Source organism: Pseudomonas sp. FBCC-B35 (genome assembly GCF_059133755.1).
On sequence record NZ_CP101439.1, the window covers coordinates 1,133,355 to 1,151,880 of the forward strand.

The following is an 18,526-nucleotide window of genomic DNA, read 5'->3' on the forward strand; positions in this document are numbered from 1 at the left end:
GGTAGCGCGTCCGCTCAAGACGGAGCCCGGGCCTGGTCAGTTTGGCCCGCTGTGGCGACGAACCCCTGTTGCCTGCTGCACCGTCTGGGTAGCGATGCTACCTGGCACCGGGAACACCACCAGGTGGTCGGCTTTTACCGCAATGCCCACCTCTTCGCCTGGCTGACGATCCACATGGCTGGTGAAGATCGCTTCGAGCTGGCTGCCTGTGGGGAGTTGCAGGCGATACAGCGTTGAGGCGCCTAGAAAGCTCTTGGCCACGATGACAGCGCGCAACGGGCTTTCGGGAGCGTGCACGATATCATCCGGGCGCAGCAACACATCCACCGAGCTGCCCTGCGCCATGCGATAGGCACGGTTGCCTCGCAGCTCGCCCAGTTCGGTGCTGACGGCTTCCACGCTGGTCATCTGGCCACGGATGAAATAGCCCTGGCCGATGAAACTGGCCACGAAAGGTGTCTGCGGCTCGTGGTACAGGTTGTAGGGCGTATCCCACTGCTCAAGCCGGCCCTCCTTGAACACCCCAACCTGGTCGCTGACAGCGAACGCTTCTTCCTGGTCATGGGTGACCAGAATGGCGCTGGTGCCGCGCTGCTTGAGGATGTCCCGCACCTCATGGCTGAGCCTGCGACGAAGCTCCACGTCAAGATTGGAAAACGGCTCGTCCAAAAGCAGCAATTGCGGCTCTGGGGCCAACGCCCGTGCCAGTGCGACCCGCTGCTGCTGGCCGCCGGACAACTCGTGGGGGTAACGGCCACCCAACCCACCCAACTTGACCAGGTCGAGCATCTCGTCGATGACCGCAGCTTGGCGTGGGTGCTTGGCGATACCGAAGGCGATGTTCTGCGCCACCGTCAGATGGGGGAACAGGGCGTAGTCCTGGAACACCATGCCAATGCGACGCTTCTCCGGCGCCAGGGTAAACCCCGCCTTGGAAATGACGTTGCCGGCCAGTTGGATTTCGCCTTCGTGCACCGACTCGAAACCCGCGATGGCGCGCAAGGTCGTGGTCTTGCCGCAGCCGGACGAGCCAAGCAGGCAGCCAATGTCGCCTGCATTCAGATGCAGATTCAGGTTCTGGACGATGCGCTGGTCGCCGTAGCCGCAGGCAAGGTTGCGCAGGTTGAGCAGTAGAGGTTGACTCATGCGTGGTGGTAAGCCGGTTCGACGAGAAATTCGAGAAGTGCCTTTTGTGCATGCAGGCGGTTCTCAGCTTGATCCCAGGCGACCGAACGGGGGTCATCAAGCAGATCATGGCTGATTTCCTCGCCGCGGTGGGCGGGCAGGCAATGCATGAACAAGACGTCAGGTGCTGCCAGGTCGAGCATGTCGCGGGTGACCTGGTACGGCGCGAAATGCGCCAGGCGACGAGCAGTTTCCTCTTCCTGACCCATGGAAGTCCAGACATCGGTGGTCACCAGGTGGGCGCCTTTTACCGCTTCGCGGGGATCGCGCACGATCTGCACGTGCTCAGCGCCGATGGCCATGAACCGGGGATCGGGCTCATACCCCTCGGGGCAGGCGATGCGCAGCTGGAAACCGAACTGCCGGGCCGCTTCGATGTAGGAGTTGCACATGTTGAAGCCATCGCCAATCCAGGCGACGGTCTTGCCCTCGATCGCCCCCCGGTGCTCGAGAAACGTCTGCATGTCGGCCAGAAGCTGACACGGGTGCGACTCGTCCGACAGGGCATTGATCACCGGTACGCGGGACTTGGCGGCAAAGTCGGTCAGGGTGCTGTGGGCGTGGGTCCGTATCATCACCACGTCGAGCATGCTCGACAAGACGATGGCGCTGTCGCCGATTGGCTCGCCTCGCCCCAGCTGGGTGTCGCGTGGGGACAGGAAGATGGCCTGGCCGCCAAGCTGGATCATCCCGGCTTCGAAGGACACGCGGGTGCGGGTCGAAGATTTTTCGAAGATCATGCCCAGCACACGGCTTTTGAGCGGCTCGAACAGCACGCCGCGCTTGCGCAGGTCCTTCAGCTCGATGCCGCGGCGGATCACCCCGAGCAATTCGTCGGTGGTGAAGTCCAGCAGGGAGAGAAAGTGCCTAGCGCTCATGATTGACTACCTTATCTGCAACAGTATGCAGGCCGACCGTGCGGTTTTTTTTGACAACGGCGGTGACCTGCGGCGTAAGCCGCACGGGGCGGACGAATAGGGAAAGGCGCAATACTATAATTAAATGTCGCCTGAAACCAAGGGGTGAAACCACTTGGCGCCCCCGGCGCTGTTGCAAGGGGTTTCGCAGGGCACTGTATTGCTGTGTTTTATTTGCTACGGCTGTTTGTACACGGCTTGAGGGTGCATTGGCAAACGGGCTGGGTCTGCCGTGTGGGTGATAAAGGCCAATTCACACCACGAAGCACGCTGGCCCCTGCGCAGGGCACAGTTCATAGTCGAGCCATCAAGACAACGAGGCATGCGGCCATGACCCGTACCCTGCACCACCGCGCCTGTCACCTGTGTGAAGCCATTTGTGGTTTGAACATCGTGGTGAGCCACGCGCCTGGCGAACCTGCCCGGATCGAGTCCATCAAGGGCGACCCTCAGGACCCTTTCAGCCGGGGGCATGTCTGCCCCAAGGCGGTGGCGCTGCAGGATATCCAGAATGATCCTGATCGGCTGCGCCAACCCCACCGGCGCGTGGGCGAGCAGTGGCAGGCGATTGGGTGGGAGGAGGCATTTGACCTCGCCGCCGAGCGCCTGTGGGACGTGCAGCAGGCCCACGGCAACAATGCGGTTGCCGTGTATCAAGGCAACCCGAGTGTGCACAACTATGGGTTGATGACCCATGGCAACTACTTTTTAGGGCTGTTGAAAACCCGCAATCGCTTTTCTGCCACGTCTGTGGACCAACTGCCTCAGCACCTGATCAGCCACCTGATGTATGGCCATGGGCTGCTCCTGCCGATTCCGGACATCGATCACACGGACTTCATGCTGGTGCTGGGCGGCAACCCGTTGGCCTCCAACGGCAGCATCATGACTGTCCCCGATGTGGAGAAACGCCTCAAGGCCTTGCAAGCCAGGGGTGGACGTCTGGTGGTGATCGACCCGCGGCGCAGTGAAACTGCGGCGATCGCAGACAGTCATCTATTCATTCGCCCCGGCGGCGACGCGGCCTTGTTGTGCGGGCTGCTCAACACGTTGTTCGAAGAAGGCCTGACGCGCGGCTCGCATCTGCCGATTACAGGGCTGACCGATGTCCGCGCCGCCCTGGCTCCCATGACAGCCGAGGCCATGAGCAGCCTGTGCGGCATCCCGGCGCAGGACATTCGTCAGTTGGCGCGTGATTTCGCCGCGGCGGACAAGGCGGTCTGTTACGGCCGCATGGGGGTATCGACCCAGGTGTTCGGCACCCTCTGTCACTGGCTGGTACAGATGATCAACCTGGTCACCGGTAACCTTGATCGCAAGGGCGGGGCACTGTGTACCGAACCTGCGGTGGACGTGGTGGCGAGCACGTCGGGTGGTCACTTCAACGTCTGGCAGAGTCGGGTGTCCGGCCTGCCCGAATATGCCGGGGAACTGCCGGTAGTGGCGCTTGCCGAGGAGATGCTGGCCCCGGGTGAGGGGCAGGTCCGGGCTTTGGTCACGGTCGCGGGCAATCCCGTGCTGTCCACGCCCAACGGGCGGCAATTGGACAGCGCACTGTCGGGGCTCGATTTCATGCTCAGCATTGACCTGTACATCAACGAAACCACGCGCCATGCCGATCTGATCCTGCCATCGACTTCAGCCCTGGAAAACGATCACTACGACACCACCTTCAACTTGCTGGCAGTTCGCAATGTGAGCCGGTTCAACCGAGCGATTCTGCCCAGGCCCGATGGCGCCCTGCACGACTGGGAAATCTTCGTCGGCCTGGCCAAGGCGTATGCGCGACGCGCCGGGCGTGAACTGTCGCCGACCGTAGCGCCAGCGCAGATGATCGACAAAGCCTTGCGCAGCGGGCGTTATGGGCAGGCGACGCCCTGGCAGCTGTCACTCCAGACCCTCGATGCACACCCGCACGGGTTGGACCTGGGCCCCTTGCAGGCCAACCTTGCACATCGCCTGGGCACTGCGAGCAAAACCGTCGAGGCAGCGCCGCGCCTGCTGCTTGATGATCTACAGCGTCTGGCCCGGCAGGCGCCGCCAGAAACCGGGCAACTGCTGCTCATCGGGCGGCGGCACGTACGCAGCAACAATTCCTGGATGCACAATTATCACAGGCTGGTGAAAGGTAAACCGCGCCATCACTTGTTGATGCACCCTGATGACCTGCGTCAGCGCCAACTGCAGGATGGCCAGCAGGTCAGGGTGCGCTCGCGAGCAGGGGCGGTGCAGGTGCAGGTGCAGGCATGCGAAAGCATGATGCCCGGGGTGGTAAGCCTGCCCCATGGCTTCGGGCATGACCGTCAGGGTGTGCGCCTTCAGACTGCCCAGGCGCAGCCCGGCGTCAGCGCCAATGATCTTACTGACGAGCTGCTGCGTGACTCGGTCTGTGGCAATGCTGCGCTCAACGGCGTTCCGGTGTACGTCGAAGCCGCTTGAGCCTTGGCAAGGCCGAGCATGCTGCTCGGCTTTCCGTTACAATGCGTCACCGTGCCGACGCCCGTGTCGGAAAGTCAAGCCGAGGTGCTACATGGATATCATCGAAACGATCAAAGAGCAGATTGCCAACAACACCATTCTGCTTTACATGAAGGGCTCGCCGAATGCGCCGCAGTGCGGCTTTTCGGCCCGTGCCTCCCAGGCAGTGATGGGTTGCGGCGAGAAGTTCGCCTACGTCGACATCCTGCAGAACCCGGAAATCCGCGCCAACCTGCCCAAATATGCCAACTGGCCAACCTTCCCCCAGCTGTGGGTCGGTGGTGAGCTGGTCGGTGGCAGCGACATCGTGCTGGAAATGTTCGAAAAGGGTGAGCTGCAGACCCTGATCAAGGATGCCGCCGCCAAGGCGAAGGCTGCCGAAGCGTAAACACTGCGCTCATAAAAAAACCCGCCATTGGCGGGTTTTTTTGTAGGGGCGTCTTATTCTTCGCCCATCTGCGACTGCAGGTAATTTTCGATACCGATCTTGTCGATCAAGCCCAGCTGGGTTTCCAGCCAGTCGATATGCTCTTCTTCGGACTCCAGAATATCTTCGAGGACGTCACGCGAACCAAAGTCACCCACTGTTTCGCAGTGGGCAATGGCCGCCTTCAGGTCGATCAGGCCTTTCTGCTCGATTCGCAGGTCGCATTCGAGCATCTCCTTGGTGTGCTCGCCAATCAGCAGCTTGCCCAGGTCCTGAACGTTAGGGATACCTTCGAGAAACAGAATACGCTTGATCAATTTGTCAGCGTGCTTCATTTCGCCGATGGATTCTTTGTACTCGTGCTTGCCGAGCTTGTTCAGGCCCCAATCTTCGTACATGCGGGCATGCAGGAAGTACTGGTTGATTGCGACCAGCTCGTTTCCGAGGATCTTGTTGAGATGCTGGATGACGCTGATGTCGCCTTTCATTGGGGTTCCTGCCCTGTCGAAGTGTGCCAATGCAGGGAAGTTTGAGCCTGATGCTCAGGCCTGTCAAACCTAAGTAATTGAATAATAAATGAAAATTAATAGGAATAAGAATGTTTGTGAACCGCGTTGGCGCGCTAACTTGTTGAATTAAAGCGAAAAAAAACCGGACACAGGGTCCGGTTTTTGTCAATCTGGGTATCAGGCAGTGGTGAATTCTACCGGATAGGGCAGGGCGGCCTGGCTGACCTGAAGTTTGGTCAGTGTCTCGCGCACCACTTCCTTGGCCAGGCAAGCGCACTTGCCACACTGGCTGGCGACATTGGTGGCGGCTCGGACTTCCTTGTAGCTGCAGCATCCTTCATAGATCGCATCGCGGATCTGTCCGTCGGTGACGCCGACACAAAGACACACATACATAGGGCTGACCATCGCTGGCGGGTTCGATGGATTGGAGCTTAATGTGAATGAGAATGCTTGTCAAAGTGGTTTCAGAAGGCATTCGGCCCGGCTGACCAGCGGTCGTGCGCTCAGCATTCGGCCTGCCATCGTAACCTGTGTATGATGGTCAACCTTTGCTGCATGTCGGGTCGGCGACTCGGCCTGGCAATGGTTCTTCACTCACATCAGGAGATAACAATGAGCGTACTCGTTGGCAAGAAAGCCCCCGATTTCACCGTACCTGCCGTACTGGGCAGCGGCGAGATCGTCGACAGCTTCAACCTGGCCTCGGCCATCAAGGGCAAGTACGGCCTGGTGTTCTTCTACCCGCTGGACTTCACCTTCGTTTGCCCGTCCGAGCTGATTGCCCTGGACAACCGCATTCCTGACTTCCAGGCGCGCAACGTTGAAGTGATCGGCGTATCGATCGACTCGCACTTCACCCACAACGCATGGCGCAACACCCCCGTCAACAATGGCGGCATCGGCCCGGTCAAGTACACCCTGGCTGCCGACATGACCCATGAAATCTGCAAGGCCTACGACGTGGAGTCCGAAGGCGGCGTGGCCTTCCGTGGCGCCTTCCTGATCGACACCAACGGTGTCGTGCGCTCGCAGATCATCAACGATCTGCCGCTGGGCCGTAACATGGACGAGCTGCTGCGCCTGGTCGACGCCCTGCAGTTCCACGAAGAGCACGGCGAAGTCTGCCCTGCCAACTGGAAAAAAGGCGACAAGGGCATGAACGCATCGCCAGAAGGCGTTGCTGCCTACCTGAGCGAGAACGCCGGCAAGCTGTAAGCCCGCGTCGCGCACAAAAAAACCGGCCCTCATGGCCGGTTTTTTTTGGCCAGCCGCATGGGGCTGACCTGAACCTGGAACGCGCGGATCAATCCTGGCGCCAGCCGCCCATGTCTTTCCAGCGATTGACGATACCGCAGAACAGCTCAGCCGTTTTTTCGGTGTCGTAGCGCGCCGAGTGGGCCTCGCGACCATCGAAATCGATGTCGGCGCTCTGGCAGGCGCGAGCCAGTACGGTTTGCCCATAAGCGAGCCCTGCCAGGGTGGCCGTGTCGAAGCTTGAGAACGGGTGGAACGGGTTACGCTTGAGGTCGTTGCGCGCTACCGCCGCGTTGAGGAAACCCAAATCGAAACTGCTGTTGTGGCCCACCAGAATAGCGCGCTTGCAGCCATTGGCCTTGAGCGCCTTGCGGATGCCTCGGAAGATATCCGTCAGGGCCGTTTCTTCGCTTACTGCCATGCGCAACGGATGGTCGAGCTTGATGCCGGTGAACTCCAGCGCGGCGGCCTCGATGTTGGCGCCTTCGAAGGGCTCCACCCGGTGAAAATAGGTATGTTCGGGGAACAGGAAACCCTTTTCGTCCATGCCAATGGTGACGGCAGCAATTTCCAGCAAGGCGTCAGTGGCGCTGTTGAAGCCGCCAGTCTCCACATCCACCACCACTGGCAGGTAACCCCGGAAGCGTTCTGCCATCGGATGGCGGTGACCACCGCTGCCGGAGGATTCAAGTTCGTCTTCGTACAGGTCTTCGCTCACGCGTGTTCCTCCAGCAGGCGCCAGCGCAGTGTTTCCCCGGCGCGCAGCGGGATCACGGTTTGCTCACCGAAGGGCAGGCTCTCTGGGGCCGTCCACTGATCACGAACCAGGGTGATGGTGTCGGTGTTGGCCGGCAGGCCGTAGAACGCAGGGCCGTGCAGGCTGGCAAAGCCTTCGAGCTTGTCCAGCGCGTTGCGTTGTTCGAACGCCTCTGCATAGAGTTCGATGGCCGCGTACGCGGTATAGCAGCCAGCGCATCCACACGCCGCTTCCTTGGCGTGGCGAGCGTGGGGAGCCGAGTCGGTGCCGAGGAAGAATTTCGGGTTACCGCTGGTGGCGGCGTCGAGCAACGCCACCTGATGCGTGTTGCGCTTGAGAATGGGCAGGCAATAGAAATGGGGTCGTATTCCGCCCACCAGCATATGGTTGCGGTTGTACAGCAAGTGCTGCGCCGTGATGGTGGCGCCAACGTTGGCCGAAGCTTCGGTCACGAACTGGGCCGCATCGCTGGTGGTAATGTGCTCGAAGACTACCTTGAGCGTGGTGAAACGCTCGACCAGGCGGCGCATGTGCTCATCGATGAAGCGCTTTTCACGGTCGAACACGTCGATCTCGCTGCGCGTGACTTCGCCGTGCACCAGCAACGGCATGCCGACTTCAGCCAGCGCCTCGATAGCGGGGAAGATGTTGTCGATGCTGGTCACACCAGAATCGGAATTGGTGGTGGCGCCTGCCGGGTAGAGCTTGGCGGCATGCACGATACCGCTGGCCTTGGCATCTCGGATGTCTTGCGCGCTGGTGCGGTCGGTGAGATACAGCACCATCAACGGCTCAAACCGACTGCCAGCCGGGCGAGCAGCCAGGATACGGTCACGATAGGCCCCGGCTTCGGCGGCATTGCGCACCGGCGGCACCAGGTTGGGCATGATGATGGCACGGGCGAAAGTGCGCGCCACATCACCAACGGTGTGGGGCAGGACGGCACCATCACGCAGATGGATGTGCCAGTCGTCGGGGCGCAGGAGGGTCAGGCGATCGGACATTGAGGATTCCAGGCGGGTCGAACTCAAGCCGCAATGCTACCGGAAAAGCCCCTCCAGAGCACAGGTATCAAGTTTTCCCGCGACTGCCCGATAGCGTAAAGGTGAGTGTCGAATTATGTGGAGCCCGCCGTGCGCCAGCGTTACCTAGCCTTGTTTATCGTGTTTGCCAGCTTGCCGGCCGGCGCGTTGACGTTTCAGACGCGCATGGAAAGCATTGCCTGGACGGTGGAGGGCGACGCGTTCGAATGCCGGCTGACCCAGCCGATAGACGGTTTCGGAAGCGGCGAATTCGTGCGTCGTGCCGGTGAGCAACCGGTGTTTCGCCTGCGCTCACAGACCAATGCGCTCGGCGCCGGCGGTGCCACCTTGCTGGCGGCAGCAGCACCCTGGCAACCTGGGCGCGGGGACATCAACCTGGGCAATGTGCGCATGGCGCGCACCGGCGTGCTGTTCAACTCATCCCAAGGCCAGGCCAGTCGGTTGATCAATGGCCTGCTCGATGGCCGCAGCGCCGTGGTGCGCAATTACACCGGGGAGGGGGGCAGGGCAATGGAAGTGCGCGTACTGCCGGTCAGTTTCGCCAAGGCCTACAGCGACTACCAGGCCTGCGCCAGCAAGCTGCTGCCCATGAACTACGACCAGGTACGCCAGACCCAGGTGGGCTTCCCGGGTGGCGGCATCGTGCTGGATCAGGCTGCCAAGGCCCGACTGGATGTGCTGCTTGAGTACATGAAGGCCGACCCCAGCGTCAATCAGGTGGCCTTGGACGGGCATTCCGACAACAGCGGCAACCGGTTGACCAACCGCGACGTGTCCCGCCGGCGAGCCCTGGCGGTCGCCGATTACCTCATGGCCCACGGCGTGCCTGAAAGTCAGATAACCGTGCGTTTCCACGGCGAGCGTTACCCGCTGGCCAAGAACAACAACGCCGGCAATCGGGCCCGTAACCGGCGGGTCAACATCGAGCTAGAGCGAGGCCCTGTCCAGGCGCAGCTCACACAAAAGGTCGCCGAGGCGCCCGCTGCTCCCGCTGCTCCCGCTGCTCCCGCTGCTCCCGCGCAGGCTGCGGGTACCACGACGCCGGCCCAAGGCAAACCCGCCATGGCCAAGTAGCGGCCGTCGCGCCATCGACAATTCTTGTCGCTTTGTCGTCAGAAGCTGTCGCGCCTCTATAAATTGAGCCTCAACGCCGTTAGAATCGGGCCTTTTCCGTACAACCCCGTGGAGTGATGGCATGGCGGACGTAAAAAAGGTCGTACTGGCGTATTCCGGCGGCCTTGATACTTCGGTGATTCTCAAGTGGCTGCAAGATACCTACAACTGCGAAGTGGTGACGTTCACCGCCGACCTGGGGCAGGGCGAAGAGGTCGAGCCGGCGCGCGCCAAGGCTCAGGCAATGGGCGTCAAAGAGATCTACATCGACGACCTGCGCGAAGAATTCGTGCGTGATTTCGTGTTCCCGATGTTCCGCGCCAACACCGTATATGAAGGCGAGTACCTGCTGGGTACTTCCATCGCCCGTCCGCTGATCGCCAAGCGTCTGATCGAAATCGCCAACGAAACCGGTGCCGACGCCATCTCCCACGGCGCTACCGGCAAAGGCAACGACCAGGTTCGGTTCGAACTGGGCGCTTATGCCCTCAAGCCTGGCGTCAAGGTCATCGCGCCATGGCGTGAATGGGACCTGCTCTCGCGCGAGAAGCTGATGGACTACGCCGAGAAGCACGGTATCCCGATCGAGCGTCATGGCAAGAAGAAGTCCCCTTACTCGATGGACGCCAACCTGCTGCACATCTCCTATGAAGGCGGTGTGCTGGAAGATACCTGGACCGAGCACGAAGAAGACATGTGGCGCTGGAGCGTTTCGCCCGAAAACGCCCCGGACCAGGCAACCTACCTGGAACTGACCTACCGCAACGGCGACATCGTCGCGATCGACGGTGTAGAGAAGAGCCCGGCCACTGTCCTGGCTGATTTGAACCGCATCGGCGGCGCCAACGGCATCGGTCGACTGGACATCGTCGAAAACCGCTACGTGGGCATGAAATCGCGTGGCTGCTACGAAACCCCTGGCGGCACCATCATGCTCAGGGCGCACCGCGCCATCGAGTCGATCACCCTGGACCGCGAAGTCGCTCACCTCAAAGACGAGCTGATGCCCAAGTACGCCAGCCTGATCTACACCGGTTACTGGTGGAGCCCGGAGCGCGTCATGCTCCAGCAGATGATCGACGCCTCCCAGGTCAATGTGAACGGTGTCGTGCGTCTGAAGCTCTACAAGGGCAACGTTACCGTAGTCGGCCGCAAGTCCGACGACTCGCTGTTCGATGCCAACATCGCCACCTTCGAAGAAGACGGCGGTGCCTACAACCAGGAAGACGCGGCGGGCTTCATCAAGCTCAATGCGCTGCGTATGCGCATCGCTGCGAACAAGGGCCGTTCGTTGCTCTGATGCAGCAAGCCGCTCTGCACGAACCCGGCCTAGTGCCGGGTTTTTTGTCTTTACTCCAGCGGGCTGACTGAAAGCCGGACACACTGGCCCCTCGGCACATTGCAGAACTGCCAGGTGCGAGCCGGCTCAGGCGCTTGTGCGAGCGCTTGCAATAACTCCTTTTCCATCAACTGACTTGCCTCTGGCCCACTGAACATGAAGGTCATCGGCTCCCCATGCGCGATTGCGCTTGGCGTGGTCGTGGAGGTGATCTTGCGGGCACTCTGCGCACTGTCCACAGCTTCAGTGCGCGATCCAGCAGGCGTATAGAAGGACTTGTAATTGAAGTTCAGCGTCAGGAAGAACAAAGCGGTCAGAAAGAAGGGAAAACCAACCAGGAACCACGTGTAAAGCGTCTGGCTGGCTTCGCTGAGAAAAGGCAAGGTAGCCAGGGCGGAGGCTTCGATTATCCCAGCAAAGATGGCGACAATTGTCAGCGGAGCAACGGGTTGTGCTTGATTCATGGGCCTTCTCCTGCGCTTTCGTTACATCTATAGCCTAGGATCTTGCTCAGCTAAACCCTGCACTGTTTCCATGCCGCGGCTGCGCCTGGCTAGCGTTCGAAGCTTAATGAAAACCGTTGTCCGCGGTTGATGTGAAAGTTTCGGTAGTTGTCATCCCGGGGAGTGTTATCCGCTTTTTTATAATTAGCTTGTAACAACTCTTCATATTGTGTGTAGGAAACTTCCGTAAGTTTAGTAATCCGTGTCTGTACGTCCGTTTCTAGGCGAAAACGCCGCGCCATGAGTTCTTCTCTCGGTTATCGTAGCCTGCCAATGCAATAGCAATGAATGGATATCGCATGAACAAAGTGCTTATCGTGGATGATCACCCTGTGATACGTCTGGCCGTACGCATGCTGATGGAGCGGCATGGGTACGATGTCGTCGCTGAAACGGACAACGGAGTGGCCGCGCTGCAACTGACTCGGCAACATCTTCCCGATATCGTCGTGCTGGACATCGGCATACCCAAGCTCGACGGCCTCGAAGTCATCGGCCGCATGGCCAGTTCCAGCCCATGCAGCAAAGTGCTCGTACTGACCTCCCAGGCACCCGGCAACTTCTCGATGCGGTGCATGCAGGCAGGGGCGGCAGGGTACGTGTGCAAGCAACAGGAACTGACCGAACTGCTCAGCGCGATCAAAGCCGTGCTATCGGGCTATAGCTACTTTCCCAACCAGGCGCTGCACGCCTCGCGAGGGCGCAGCGGCGGCAGTGAAGCGGAAATGGTCAATCGCCTTTCGGCAAGGGAGATGACGGTGCTTCAGCAATTGGCGCGGGGCCGTTCGAACAAGGAAATCGCCGACAGCATGTACTTGAGCAACAAGACGGTCAGTACTTACAAGTCTCGGCTGCTGCTCAAGCTAAACGCTCGGTCATTGGTGGACCTGATCGAGCTGGCGCAGCGACAGGGGTTGAACTGATGGTATGCAGAGCCTCCTCCAGGGGAGCTCTGCGCCGAATTCGAGGCCCTGAACGGCGCAGTCAGGGGAGGGAACGGGGCCATCGAAGGCCCGCCAGCAACCACCTCTCTAGAGGTCGTAATCGAAATCGGCCAGTTGCTTCTGCAATCGACGTTCTTCCAGCAGATTGTCGATGGTGCGACGCTTGCTCAAATTGGTTTTCGCCGGTTCCACGTGCGGCTCGACCTCTTCTTCAGCTGTCACAAAATCATCTTCAATCGCGAGGTCGTCTTTATCAGTGCTCATGAGTCGCTCCACGGCAAGGGCCAATGGCCGACCTTATAACCATAAAGTGAGCGCTGGTAAAAAAGATTTTTTCAATCGAAGCGCAGTGTTTTTACTATTGCTTCAATCATCAGTGGTCTTGTGCTTGTATTCGCACAGGTCCTCGATTCGGCAACTGCCGCATCTGGGCTTACGGGCCTGACAGACATAGCGGCCATGCAAGATCAGCCAATGGTGTGCGTCGAGCAAGTAATCCTTGGGGACGAACTTGAGCAGTTTTTTTTCCACCTCCAGCACCGTCTTGCCCGGGGCGATGCCTGTGCGATTGCTGACGCGGAAGATATGGGTATCCACAGCCATCGCCGGTTGGCCAAACGCCGTATTGAGCACTACGTTGGCTGTCTTGCGGCCCACGCCCGGCAAGGCTTCGAGGGCCTCGCGCGTGTCCGGCACCTGGCCGCCGTGCCGCTCAATGAGCAGACGACAGGCCGCGATGACGTTCTTGGCCTTGCTGTTGTAGAGCCCAATGGTCTTGATGTACTGGCTCAGTCCGTCGACACCCAGCGCGTAGATAGCCTCAGGGGTATTGGCGACTGGAAAAAGCCGCGCTGTCGCCTTGTTCACACCGACATCGGTGGACTGAGCGGAGAGGGTCACGGCTACCAGCAGCTCGAACGGTGTGGTGTAAGCCAGCTCGGTTTTGGGTGTCGGGTTGTCTTCGTGCAGTCGACGGAAGATTTCTCGACGTTTGACGGCATTCATGAATTGGCAGCGTTCCTGGAGAACGTGAGCAGTCACTTGGACGCGCCTGCTCTAGGCAAAGCGCAGCAGCCCGTGGCTGCGCGCCATTGTCGCAAGGCGGAGCCCAATGCAGGCTCCGCTTGTGGGTCACTTGATGCGCTGACCGGGCTTGGCGCCGCTGTCGGGGCTGAGCAAGTAGATTTCTTCACCGCCAGGGCCAGCGGCCATCACCATCCCTTCAGAGACGCCAAAACGCATTTTGCGTGGCTTGAGGTTGGCGACCATCATGGTCAGCCGGCCTTCGAGCTGGGCGGGATCAGGGTAGGCAGACTTGATGCCGGAGAAAACGTTACGGCGTTCATCACCGATGTCCAGGGTCAATTGCAGCAGCTTGTCAGCACCCGGTACGGCTTCGGCCTTGACGATCAATGCCACGCGCAGGTCGACAGCGGCAAAGGTATCGAAGTCGACTTCCGCCGACAGCGGGTCCTTGTGCAGCTCGCCATTACCGACAGGTGCCTTGGGCTCCTCGGCGGCCAGCAGGTCTTCCTTGCTGGCCGCGATCATGTCTTGCACCTTGGCAGGCTCGATGCGGCTGAGCAGGGCCTTGAACGGGTTGAGCGTGTGATTTTCCAGGCGAGAGCGGTGATCGTCCCAGGTCAACGATGCGACATTCAGGAAGGCCTCGGCATCGGCCGCCAGCACGGGCAGCACAGGCTTGAGGAAAATCACCAGTTGGCGGAACAGGTTGATGCCCTGAGCGCAAATGGCTTGCACTTCATCCTGCTTGCCCTCCTGCTTGGCCAGCGACCAGGGCGCCTTGTCGGCGATCCAGGCATTGGCACGGTCGGCCAGTGCCATGATCTCGCGCATGGCGCGTGCGAAGTCGCGGCCCTCGTAGGCCTCGGCGATGGACGGCGCAGCTGCCTGGAAGGCTTCTGTCAGCTCTGGCGCCGCATCACCGGGCACCATCACGCCGCCATTGCCTTTGTGGATGAACCCGGCACACCGGCTGGCGATGTTGACCACCTTGCCCACCAGGTCGGAGTTGACCTTCTGCACGAAGTCTTCGAGATTCAGGTCCAGGTCATCGACCCCGCGACCAAGCTTGGCTGCGTAGTAGTAGCGCAGGTATTCGGGTTGCAGATGGTCGAGGTAGGTACGGGCCTTGATGAACGTGCCCCGCGACTTGGACATCTTCGCACCGTTGACGGTGAGGTAGCCGTGCACGTTGACCGCGGTCGGCTTGCGCAAGCCCGCACCTTCGAGCATGGCGGGCCAGAACAGGGCGTGGAAGTTGACGATGTCCTTGCCGATGAAGTGGTAAAGCTCGGCGGTGGAGCCTTGGTTCCAGAAGGCGTCGAAGTCCAGGTCCGGGCGGCGCGCGCACAGGTTCTTGAAGCTCGCCATGTAACCGATTGGCGCGTCCAGCCAGACGTAGAAGTACTTGCCAGGCTCGCCAGGGATCTCGAAACCGAAGTAGGGCGCATCGCGGGAGATATCCCACTCCTGCAGACCGGCATCCAGCCATTCGGCGAGCTTGTTGGCCACGGCGTCCTGCAACGTTCCGCTGCGCGTCCACTGCTGGAGCATGGCCTGGAAGTCGGGCAGTTTGAAGAAGAAGTGCTGGGAGTCGCGCAGCACCGGTGTAGCACCTGAAATGGCAGACTTGGGGTCTTTCAATTCGGTCGGTGCATAGGTCGCGCCGCATTTTTCGCAGTTATCGCCATACTGGTCTTCGGCCGCGCACTTCGGGCAGGTGCCTTTGATGAAGCGGTCTGCCAGGAACATGCCCTTTTCAGGGTCGAAGTATTGGGTCACCGAGCGGGTAGAGATGTGCCCCGCCTCGCGCAGTCGGGTATAGATCATGCCCGACAGCTCACGGTTTTCTTCGCTGTGGGTGGAGTGGAAATTATCGAAGTCCACCAGGAAGTCAGCAAAGTCGGCGCTGTGCTCAGCTTGTACGTTGGCGATCAGTTGCTCTGGCGTGATGCCTTCCTTCTCGGCCCGCAGCATGATGGCCGAGCCGTGTGCATCATCGGCGCAGACATAGATGCACTGATTGCCGCGCAGCTTTTGAAAGCGGACCCACATGTCTGTCTGGATGTACTCGAGCATATGGCCAAGATGGATCGATCCATTGGCATAGGGCAAGGCGCTGGTGACGAGAATCTGACGTGGCTCGGACATGGTGGCTCGGCTACTTATCTGGCGACGGGTGAAAATGAGGATGATCGGCCACTATAAAGGGCTGACGAATATATTTCACCCCGCGTACGCATCTGCTGACGGTTGACGGGTTAGGATAGGCGCTTGTTTTACATTCAGTTTGCCAACGGGAGTGTCCATGAGTGCCCTCAATCGCGCCGCCATCGAAGCCGTGCTTCGCCAGTACACCGACCCCTATCTCGAGCAGGATCCGGTCACTGCCGGTTGCGTGAGTGCCATCGAAATCCAGAATGGGCGTGTCAGCGTACAGATGCAGCTCGGCTACGCCGCAGGCCTGTTCAAGCAAGGCTGGGCGCAGGTGCTGGAAACTGCGATCGGTAACCTTGAGGGGGTGACCCACGCCCAGGTGAACATCGAGTGCGTGATCGCGGCCCACAAGGGCCAGGCTCAGGTGCCCGGTATGGCCAACGTCAAGAACGTCATCGCCGTGGCATCGGGCAAGGGCGGTGTAGGCAAATCCACCACTGCCGCCAATCTGGCGCTGGCACTGGCCCGCGAGGGTGCGCGCGTTGGCATTCTCGATGCGGATATCTATGGCCCCAGCCAAGGTGTGATGTTCGGCATCCCCGAAGGTACTCGGCCGCAGATTCGTGATCAGAAATGGTTCGTGCCTATCCAGGCCCATGGGGTCGAAGTGATGTCGATGGCATTCCTGACCGATGACAATACCCCCATGGTCTGGCGCGGCCCCATGGTTTCGGGTGCGCTGCTGCAGTTGGTAACCCAGACGGCGTGGAATGATCTCGATTACCTGGTCATCGACATGCCGCCTGGCACTGGCGACATCCAGCTGACGCTGGCGCAGAAAGTGCCGGTTGCAGGTTCGGTCATCGTGACCACGCCGCAGGACCTGGCGCTGCTCGATGCCAGAAAAGGCGTGGAAATGTTCCGCAAGGTCAACATACCGGTGTTGGGCGTGGTCGAGAACATGGCCGTACACATCTGCTCCAATTGCGGCCATGCTGAGCACCTGTTCGGCGAAGGTGGCGGTGAGAAACTCGCCAGCCAGTACGGCGTCGATCTGCTGGCTTCGTTGCCGCTTTCGATGTTGATTCGCGAGCAGGCCGACAACGGCAAGCCTACGGCTATCGCCGAGCCCGAGAGCCAGATCGCCATGGTGTACCAGGAGCTGGCACGCAAAGTAGGGGCGCGTATCGTACTGCGTGAAGCGGCAGCGCCAGCGATGCCGAGCATCACTATCAGCGAAGACTGATCAAGATCGGAGGGCGGCTCGGTGAGTCGCTCGTGCTGACGGGCCGTGGTTGTTGGAGGCCGATCCATGTTTAACGGGAGCCTTGACCACGGCCAGCATGCTCTGGCGCCTTCTGGCGAAATGACAGGCATAAAAAAAACCCGCCGAAGCGGGTTTTTTTGAAAGCTAGAAAGCTCGATCGACTTAGGCGATCTGAACTTCTTCAGCCTGCATACCTTTCTGGCCGCGGGTAGCGACGAAAGTAACAGCCTGGCCTTCTTTCAGGGTTTTGAAGCCGTCAGCTTGGATGGCTTTGAAGTGCACGAACAGGTCGTCGCCCGACTGAGGGGTGATGAAGCCGTAGCCTTTCTCATCGTTGAACCACTTGACGGTACCGCTTTGACGATTGGACATTTTTCTGTCTCCTTGGACAATTTGATTTCGGTCAGGAAAAACCCCGCCCGGGACTGAGCGCAAAGAGAGCAGAAAATTCAGCGATGGGCCGATCAGGATCGTGCATCAAACTAGAGATTCTCGGTGTCACGTGCAGCACAGTGGCAACACCTTACCCCACTTTGCCCAAGCTGCCAATGGCCAGACGCCTCTTTACCCGAAAAGAGATCGACGGCAGCTGCAAGCCACGCCTTGCGGGCACTGTAGCGGCAGCGGGCGGCAAACGCCGGATGGAACTTTGAAGAGCGCGCCGGGACCGGTAAGATGCGCGTCTATCTTTACCTTGCAGACTCTTCAGGACATCCCGCCATGAGCATCAAATCGGACAAGTGGATTCGCCGCATGGCGCAGGAACACGGCATGATCGAGCCGTTCGTCGAGCGCCAGGTGCGTGGCGAACAGGATAACCGGGTCATCTCTTTCGGCGTTTCGAGCTACGGCTACGACGTGCGCTGCGCCGACGAATTCAAGGTCTTTACCAATATCAACTCGGCCACCGTCGACCCGAAGAACTTCGATGCCGGCAGCTTCGTCGACATCAAGAGCGACGTGTGCATCATCCCGCCCAACTCCTTTGCACTGGCACGCACCGTGGAGTACTTCCGCATCCCGCGCGACGTGCTGACCATCTGCCTGGGCAAGAGCACCTATGCGCGTTGCGGCATCATCGTCAACGTGACCCCGCTGGAGCCTGAATGGGAAGGCCACGTGACGCTGGAGTTCTCCAACACCACCACGTTGCCGGCCAAGATCTACGCCAACGAAGGGGTGGCGCAGATGCTGTTCCTGCAGTCGGACGAGCCATGTGAAGTGTCCTACCGGGACCGCGGCGGCAAGTATCAGGGCCAGCGTGGCGTCACCCTGCCACGTACCTGACCGACAGGCGTTGGGAATTTCACTGCCTTTTGACACTCCAACCTGTAACCCTGCCGATTTGCATAAAGCGGGTCGGCTGTTGTCAGGAGGTGCCAATGAAACTCCACCCAACGATCAGTGCGAAGTTGGCTGGCTTGCAGCCCAATCACATCGGGCTGCTGTCCTGGTCACTGCTGGCTGACCCATTGCCGATGAATGCTGGCGGTGTGCCAGGGCAGCCCGATCCGGACACGCCGCAGCCCGGCCAGCCGGGTGATACGCCCATGGAACCCGGTGAGCCTACCCTTCCCGATGAGCCGCCTCCCGCGCCTGTGGCCTGA

At 60.1% G+C, this 18,526-nt stretch carries 20 protein-coding genes; 9 read left to right on the forward strand and 11 right to left on the reverse strand.

From position 1 onward, the window contains the following. Window positions 1–36: 36 nt before the first annotated feature. Both NMB38_RS05025 and argF read right to left on the reverse strand, forming a co-directional pair. Entirely contained in the window at window positions 37–1,146 is a 1,110-nt protein-coding gene (locus tag NMB38_RS05025; protein WP_027915353.1) for an ABC transporter ATP-binding protein, read from the reverse strand. Then, window positions 1,143–2,063, reverse strand: a complete 921-nt coding sequence (argF, locus tag NMB38_RS05030) for an ornithine carbamoyltransferase (RefSeq protein ID WP_023535282.1) — start codon at window positions 2,061–2,063, stop codon at window positions 1,143–1,145. The genes NMB38_RS05025 and argF overlap by 4 nt, the downstream gene beginning before the upstream one ends. 369 nt (window positions 2,064–2,432) lie before the next feature. On the opposite strand from argF, the gene NMB38_RS05035 reads away from it, so the two are divergent. Together NMB38_RS05035 and grxD are read left to right on the forward strand one after the other, a co-directional pair. Beyond that, window positions 2,433–4,541: a molybdopterin-dependent oxidoreductase gene (locus NMB38_RS05035; RefSeq protein ID WP_494354911.1), complete on the forward strand. Its 2,109-nt coding sequence runs from the start codon at window positions 2,433–2,435 to the stop codon at window positions 4,539–4,541. Between the two features lie 91 nt (window positions 4,542–4,632). Further along, window positions 4,633–4,968 (forward strand): Grx4 family monothiol glutaredoxin, encoded by a 336-nt coding sequence (gene grxD, locus NMB38_RS05040; RefSeq protein ID WP_023535214.1) that lies wholly within the window; start codon window positions 4,633–4,635, stop codon window positions 4,966–4,968. Window positions 4,969–5,021: 53 nt separating this feature from the next. Here the strand turns inward: grxD and bfr are convergent, their stop codons facing one another. Then, window positions 5,022–5,495, reverse strand: a complete 474-nt coding sequence (bfr, locus tag NMB38_RS05045) for a bacterioferritin (RefSeq protein WP_494354912.1) — start codon at window positions 5,493–5,495, stop codon at window positions 5,022–5,024. A gap of 198 nt (window positions 5,496–5,693) precedes the next feature. Continuing rightward, entirely contained in the window at window positions 5,694–5,912 is a 219-nt protein-coding gene (locus NMB38_RS05050) for a bacterioferritin-associated ferredoxin (protein WP_027915349.1), read from the reverse strand. A 219-nt stretch (window positions 5,913–6,131) separates the two neighbouring features. Between NMB38_RS05050 and NMB38_RS05055 the strand changes: the two genes are divergently transcribed. Continuing rightward, window positions 6,132–6,734 (forward strand): peroxiredoxin, encoded by a 603-nt coding sequence (locus NMB38_RS05055; protein WP_023535284.1) that lies wholly within the window; start codon window positions 6,132–6,134, stop codon window positions 6,732–6,734. Window positions 6,735–6,822: 88 nt separating this feature from the next. Here NMB38_RS05055 and rnt read toward each other — a convergent pair whose 3' ends face one another. Both rnt and pyrC read right to left on the reverse strand, forming a co-directional pair. Further along, the gene (gene rnt / locus NMB38_RS05060) at window positions 6,823–7,491 is read right to left on the reverse strand and encodes a ribonuclease T (RefSeq protein ID WP_027915348.1); all 669 of its coding nucleotides are present in this window, start codon (window positions 7,489–7,491) and stop codon (window positions 6,823–6,825) included. Further along, entirely contained in the window at window positions 7,488–8,534 is a 1,047-nt protein-coding gene (gene pyrC, locus NMB38_RS05065; protein ID WP_049696463.1) for a dihydroorotase, read from the reverse strand. Before pyrC ends, rnt begins: the two co-directional genes overlap by 4 nt. 129 nt (window positions 8,535–8,663) lie before the next feature. Between pyrC and NMB38_RS05070 the strand changes: the two genes are divergently transcribed. Further along, a complete protein-coding gene (locus tag NMB38_RS05070) occupies window positions 8,664–9,647 on the forward strand; it encodes a flagellar protein MotY (RefSeq protein ID WP_404666150.1) in 984 nt (327 codons plus the stop codon). A 121-nt stretch (window positions 9,648–9,768) separates the two neighbouring features. Next, window positions 9,769–10,986 (forward strand): argininosuccinate synthase, encoded by a 1,218-nt coding sequence (locus NMB38_RS05075; RefSeq protein ID WP_023535267.1) that lies wholly within the window; start codon window positions 9,769–9,771, stop codon window positions 10,984–10,986. A gap of 50 nt (window positions 10,987–11,036) precedes the next feature. Here the strand turns inward: NMB38_RS05075 and NMB38_RS05080 are convergent, their stop codons facing one another. Continuing rightward, window positions 11,037–11,489: a hypothetical protein gene (locus NMB38_RS05080; RefSeq protein ID WP_027915345.1), complete on the reverse strand. Its 453-nt coding sequence runs from the start codon at window positions 11,487–11,489 to the stop codon at window positions 11,037–11,039. Window positions 11,490–11,827: 338 nt separating this feature from the next. Between NMB38_RS05080 and NMB38_RS05085 the strand changes: the two genes are divergently transcribed. Next, entirely contained in the window at window positions 11,828–12,451 is a 624-nt protein-coding gene (locus tag NMB38_RS05085; protein ID WP_023535252.1) for a response regulator transcription factor, read from the forward strand. A 108-nt stretch (window positions 12,452–12,559) separates the two neighbouring features. On the opposite strand, the gene NMB38_RS05090 is transcribed toward NMB38_RS05085, so the two are convergent. The 3 genes from NMB38_RS05090 to metG all read right to left on the reverse strand — a co-directional run bounded on the left by NMB38_RS05090 (window position 12,560) and on the right by metG (window position 15,646). Further along, the gene (locus NMB38_RS05090) at window positions 12,560–12,736 is read right to left on the reverse strand and encodes a PA3496 family putative envelope integrity protein (protein ID WP_027915344.1); all 177 of its coding nucleotides are present in this window, start codon (window positions 12,734–12,736) and stop codon (window positions 12,560–12,562) included. 102 nt (window positions 12,737–12,838) lie between these two features. Further along, a complete protein-coding gene (nth, locus tag NMB38_RS05095; RefSeq protein WP_028687592.1) occupies window positions 12,839–13,477 on the reverse strand; it encodes an endonuclease III in 639 nt (212 codons plus the stop codon). Between the two features lie 126 nt (window positions 13,478–13,603). Next, entirely contained in the window at window positions 13,604–15,646 is a 2,043-nt protein-coding gene (metG, locus tag NMB38_RS05100; protein WP_049696461.1) for a methionine--tRNA ligase, read from the reverse strand. 157 nt (window positions 15,647–15,803) lie between these two features. On the opposite strand from metG, the gene apbC reads away from it, so the two are divergent. Continuing rightward, window positions 15,804–16,898: an iron-sulfur cluster carrier protein ApbC gene (gene apbC / locus NMB38_RS05105; protein ID WP_027915341.1), complete on the forward strand. Its 1,095-nt coding sequence runs from the start codon at window positions 15,804–15,806 to the stop codon at window positions 16,896–16,898. A gap of 183 nt (window positions 16,899–17,081) precedes the next feature. On the opposite strand, the gene NMB38_RS05110 is transcribed toward apbC, so the two are convergent. Then, complete coding sequence (locus NMB38_RS05110) at window positions 17,082–17,291, reverse strand: cold-shock protein (protein ID WP_016488765.1); 210 nt, start codon at window positions 17,289–17,291, stop codon at window positions 17,082–17,084. 348 nt (window positions 17,292–17,639) lie between these two features. On the opposite strand from NMB38_RS05110, the gene dcd reads away from it, so the two are divergent. Then, window positions 17,640–18,206 (forward strand): dCTP deaminase, encoded by a 567-nt coding sequence (dcd, locus tag NMB38_RS05115; protein WP_023535255.1) that lies wholly within the window; start codon window positions 17,640–17,642, stop codon window positions 18,204–18,206. Between the two features lie 95 nt (window positions 18,207–18,301). Next, window positions 18,302–18,526 carry a hypothetical protein gene (locus NMB38_RS05120; RefSeq protein WP_027915340.1) on the forward strand — a complete coding sequence of 75 codons (225 nt, stop codon included), beginning with the start codon at window positions 18,302–18,304 and terminating at the stop codon, window positions 18,524–18,526.

What these genes read in the sequence shown, in the direction of transcription:
- grxD (WP_023535214.1), top strand. Translation starts at nt 4,633, where the DNA reads ATGGATATCATCGAAACGATCAAAGAGCAGATTGCCAACAACACCATT.
- apbC (WP_027915341.1), top strand. Translation starts at nt 15,804, where the DNA reads ATGAGTGCCCTCAATCGCGCCGCCATCGAAGCCGTGCTTCGCCAGTAC.
- bfr (WP_494354912.1), bottom strand. Translation starts at nt 5,495, where the DNA reads ATGAAAGGCGACATCAGCGTCATCCAGCATCTCAACAAGATCCTCGGA.
- NMB38_RS05080 (WP_027915345.1), bottom strand. Translation starts at nt 11,489, where the DNA reads ATGAATCAAGCACAACCCGTTGCTCCGCTGACAATTGTCGCCATCTTT.
- nth (WP_028687592.1), bottom strand. Translation starts at nt 13,477, where the DNA reads ATGAATGCCGTCAAACGTCGAGAAATCTTCCGTCGACTGCACGAAGAC.
- argF (WP_023535282.1), bottom strand. Translation starts at nt 2,063, where the DNA reads ATGAGCGCTAGGCACTTTCTCTCCCTGCTGGACTTCACCACCGACGAA.
- dcd (WP_023535255.1), top strand. Translation starts at nt 17,640, where the DNA reads ATGAGCATCAAATCGGACAAGTGGATTCGCCGCATGGCGCAGGAACAC.
- NMB38_RS05085 (WP_023535252.1), top strand. Translation starts at nt 11,828, where the DNA reads ATGAACAAAGTGCTTATCGTGGATGATCACCCTGTGATACGTCTGGCC.
- NMB38_RS05120 (WP_027915340.1), top strand. Translation starts at nt 18,302, where the DNA reads ATGAAACTCCACCCAACGATCAGTGCGAAGTTGGCTGGCTTGCAGCCC.
- NMB38_RS05110 (WP_016488765.1), bottom strand. Translation starts at nt 17,291, where the DNA reads ATGTCCAATCGTCAAAGCGGTACCGTCAAGTGGTTCAACGATGAGAAA.
- NMB38_RS05035 (WP_494354911.1), top strand. Translation starts at nt 2,433, where the DNA reads ATGACCCGTACCCTGCACCACCGCGCCTGTCACCTGTGTGAAGCCATT.
- NMB38_RS05090 (WP_027915344.1), bottom strand. Translation starts at nt 12,736, where the DNA reads ATGAGCACTGATAAAGACGACCTCGCGATTGAAGATGATTTTGTGACA.
- pyrC (WP_049696463.1), bottom strand. Translation starts at nt 8,534, where the DNA reads ATGTCCGATCGCCTGACCCTCCTGCGCCCCGACGACTGGCACATCCAT.
- metG (WP_049696461.1), bottom strand. Translation starts at nt 15,646, where the DNA reads ATGTCCGAGCCACGTCAGATTCTCGTCACCAGCGCCTTGCCCTATGCC.
- NMB38_RS05055 (WP_023535284.1), top strand. Translation starts at nt 6,132, where the DNA reads ATGAGCGTACTCGTTGGCAAGAAAGCCCCCGATTTCACCGTACCTGCC.
- NMB38_RS05075 (WP_023535267.1), top strand. Translation starts at nt 9,769, where the DNA reads ATGGCGGACGTAAAAAAGGTCGTACTGGCGTATTCCGGCGGCCTTGAT.
- NMB38_RS05025 (WP_027915353.1), bottom strand. Translation starts at nt 1,146, where the DNA reads ATGAGTCAACCTCTACTGCTCAACCTGCGCAACCTTGCCTGCGGCTAC.
- NMB38_RS05050 (WP_027915349.1), bottom strand. Translation starts at nt 5,912, where the DNA reads ATGTATGTGTGTCTTTGTGTCGGCGTCACCGACGGACAGATCCGCGAT.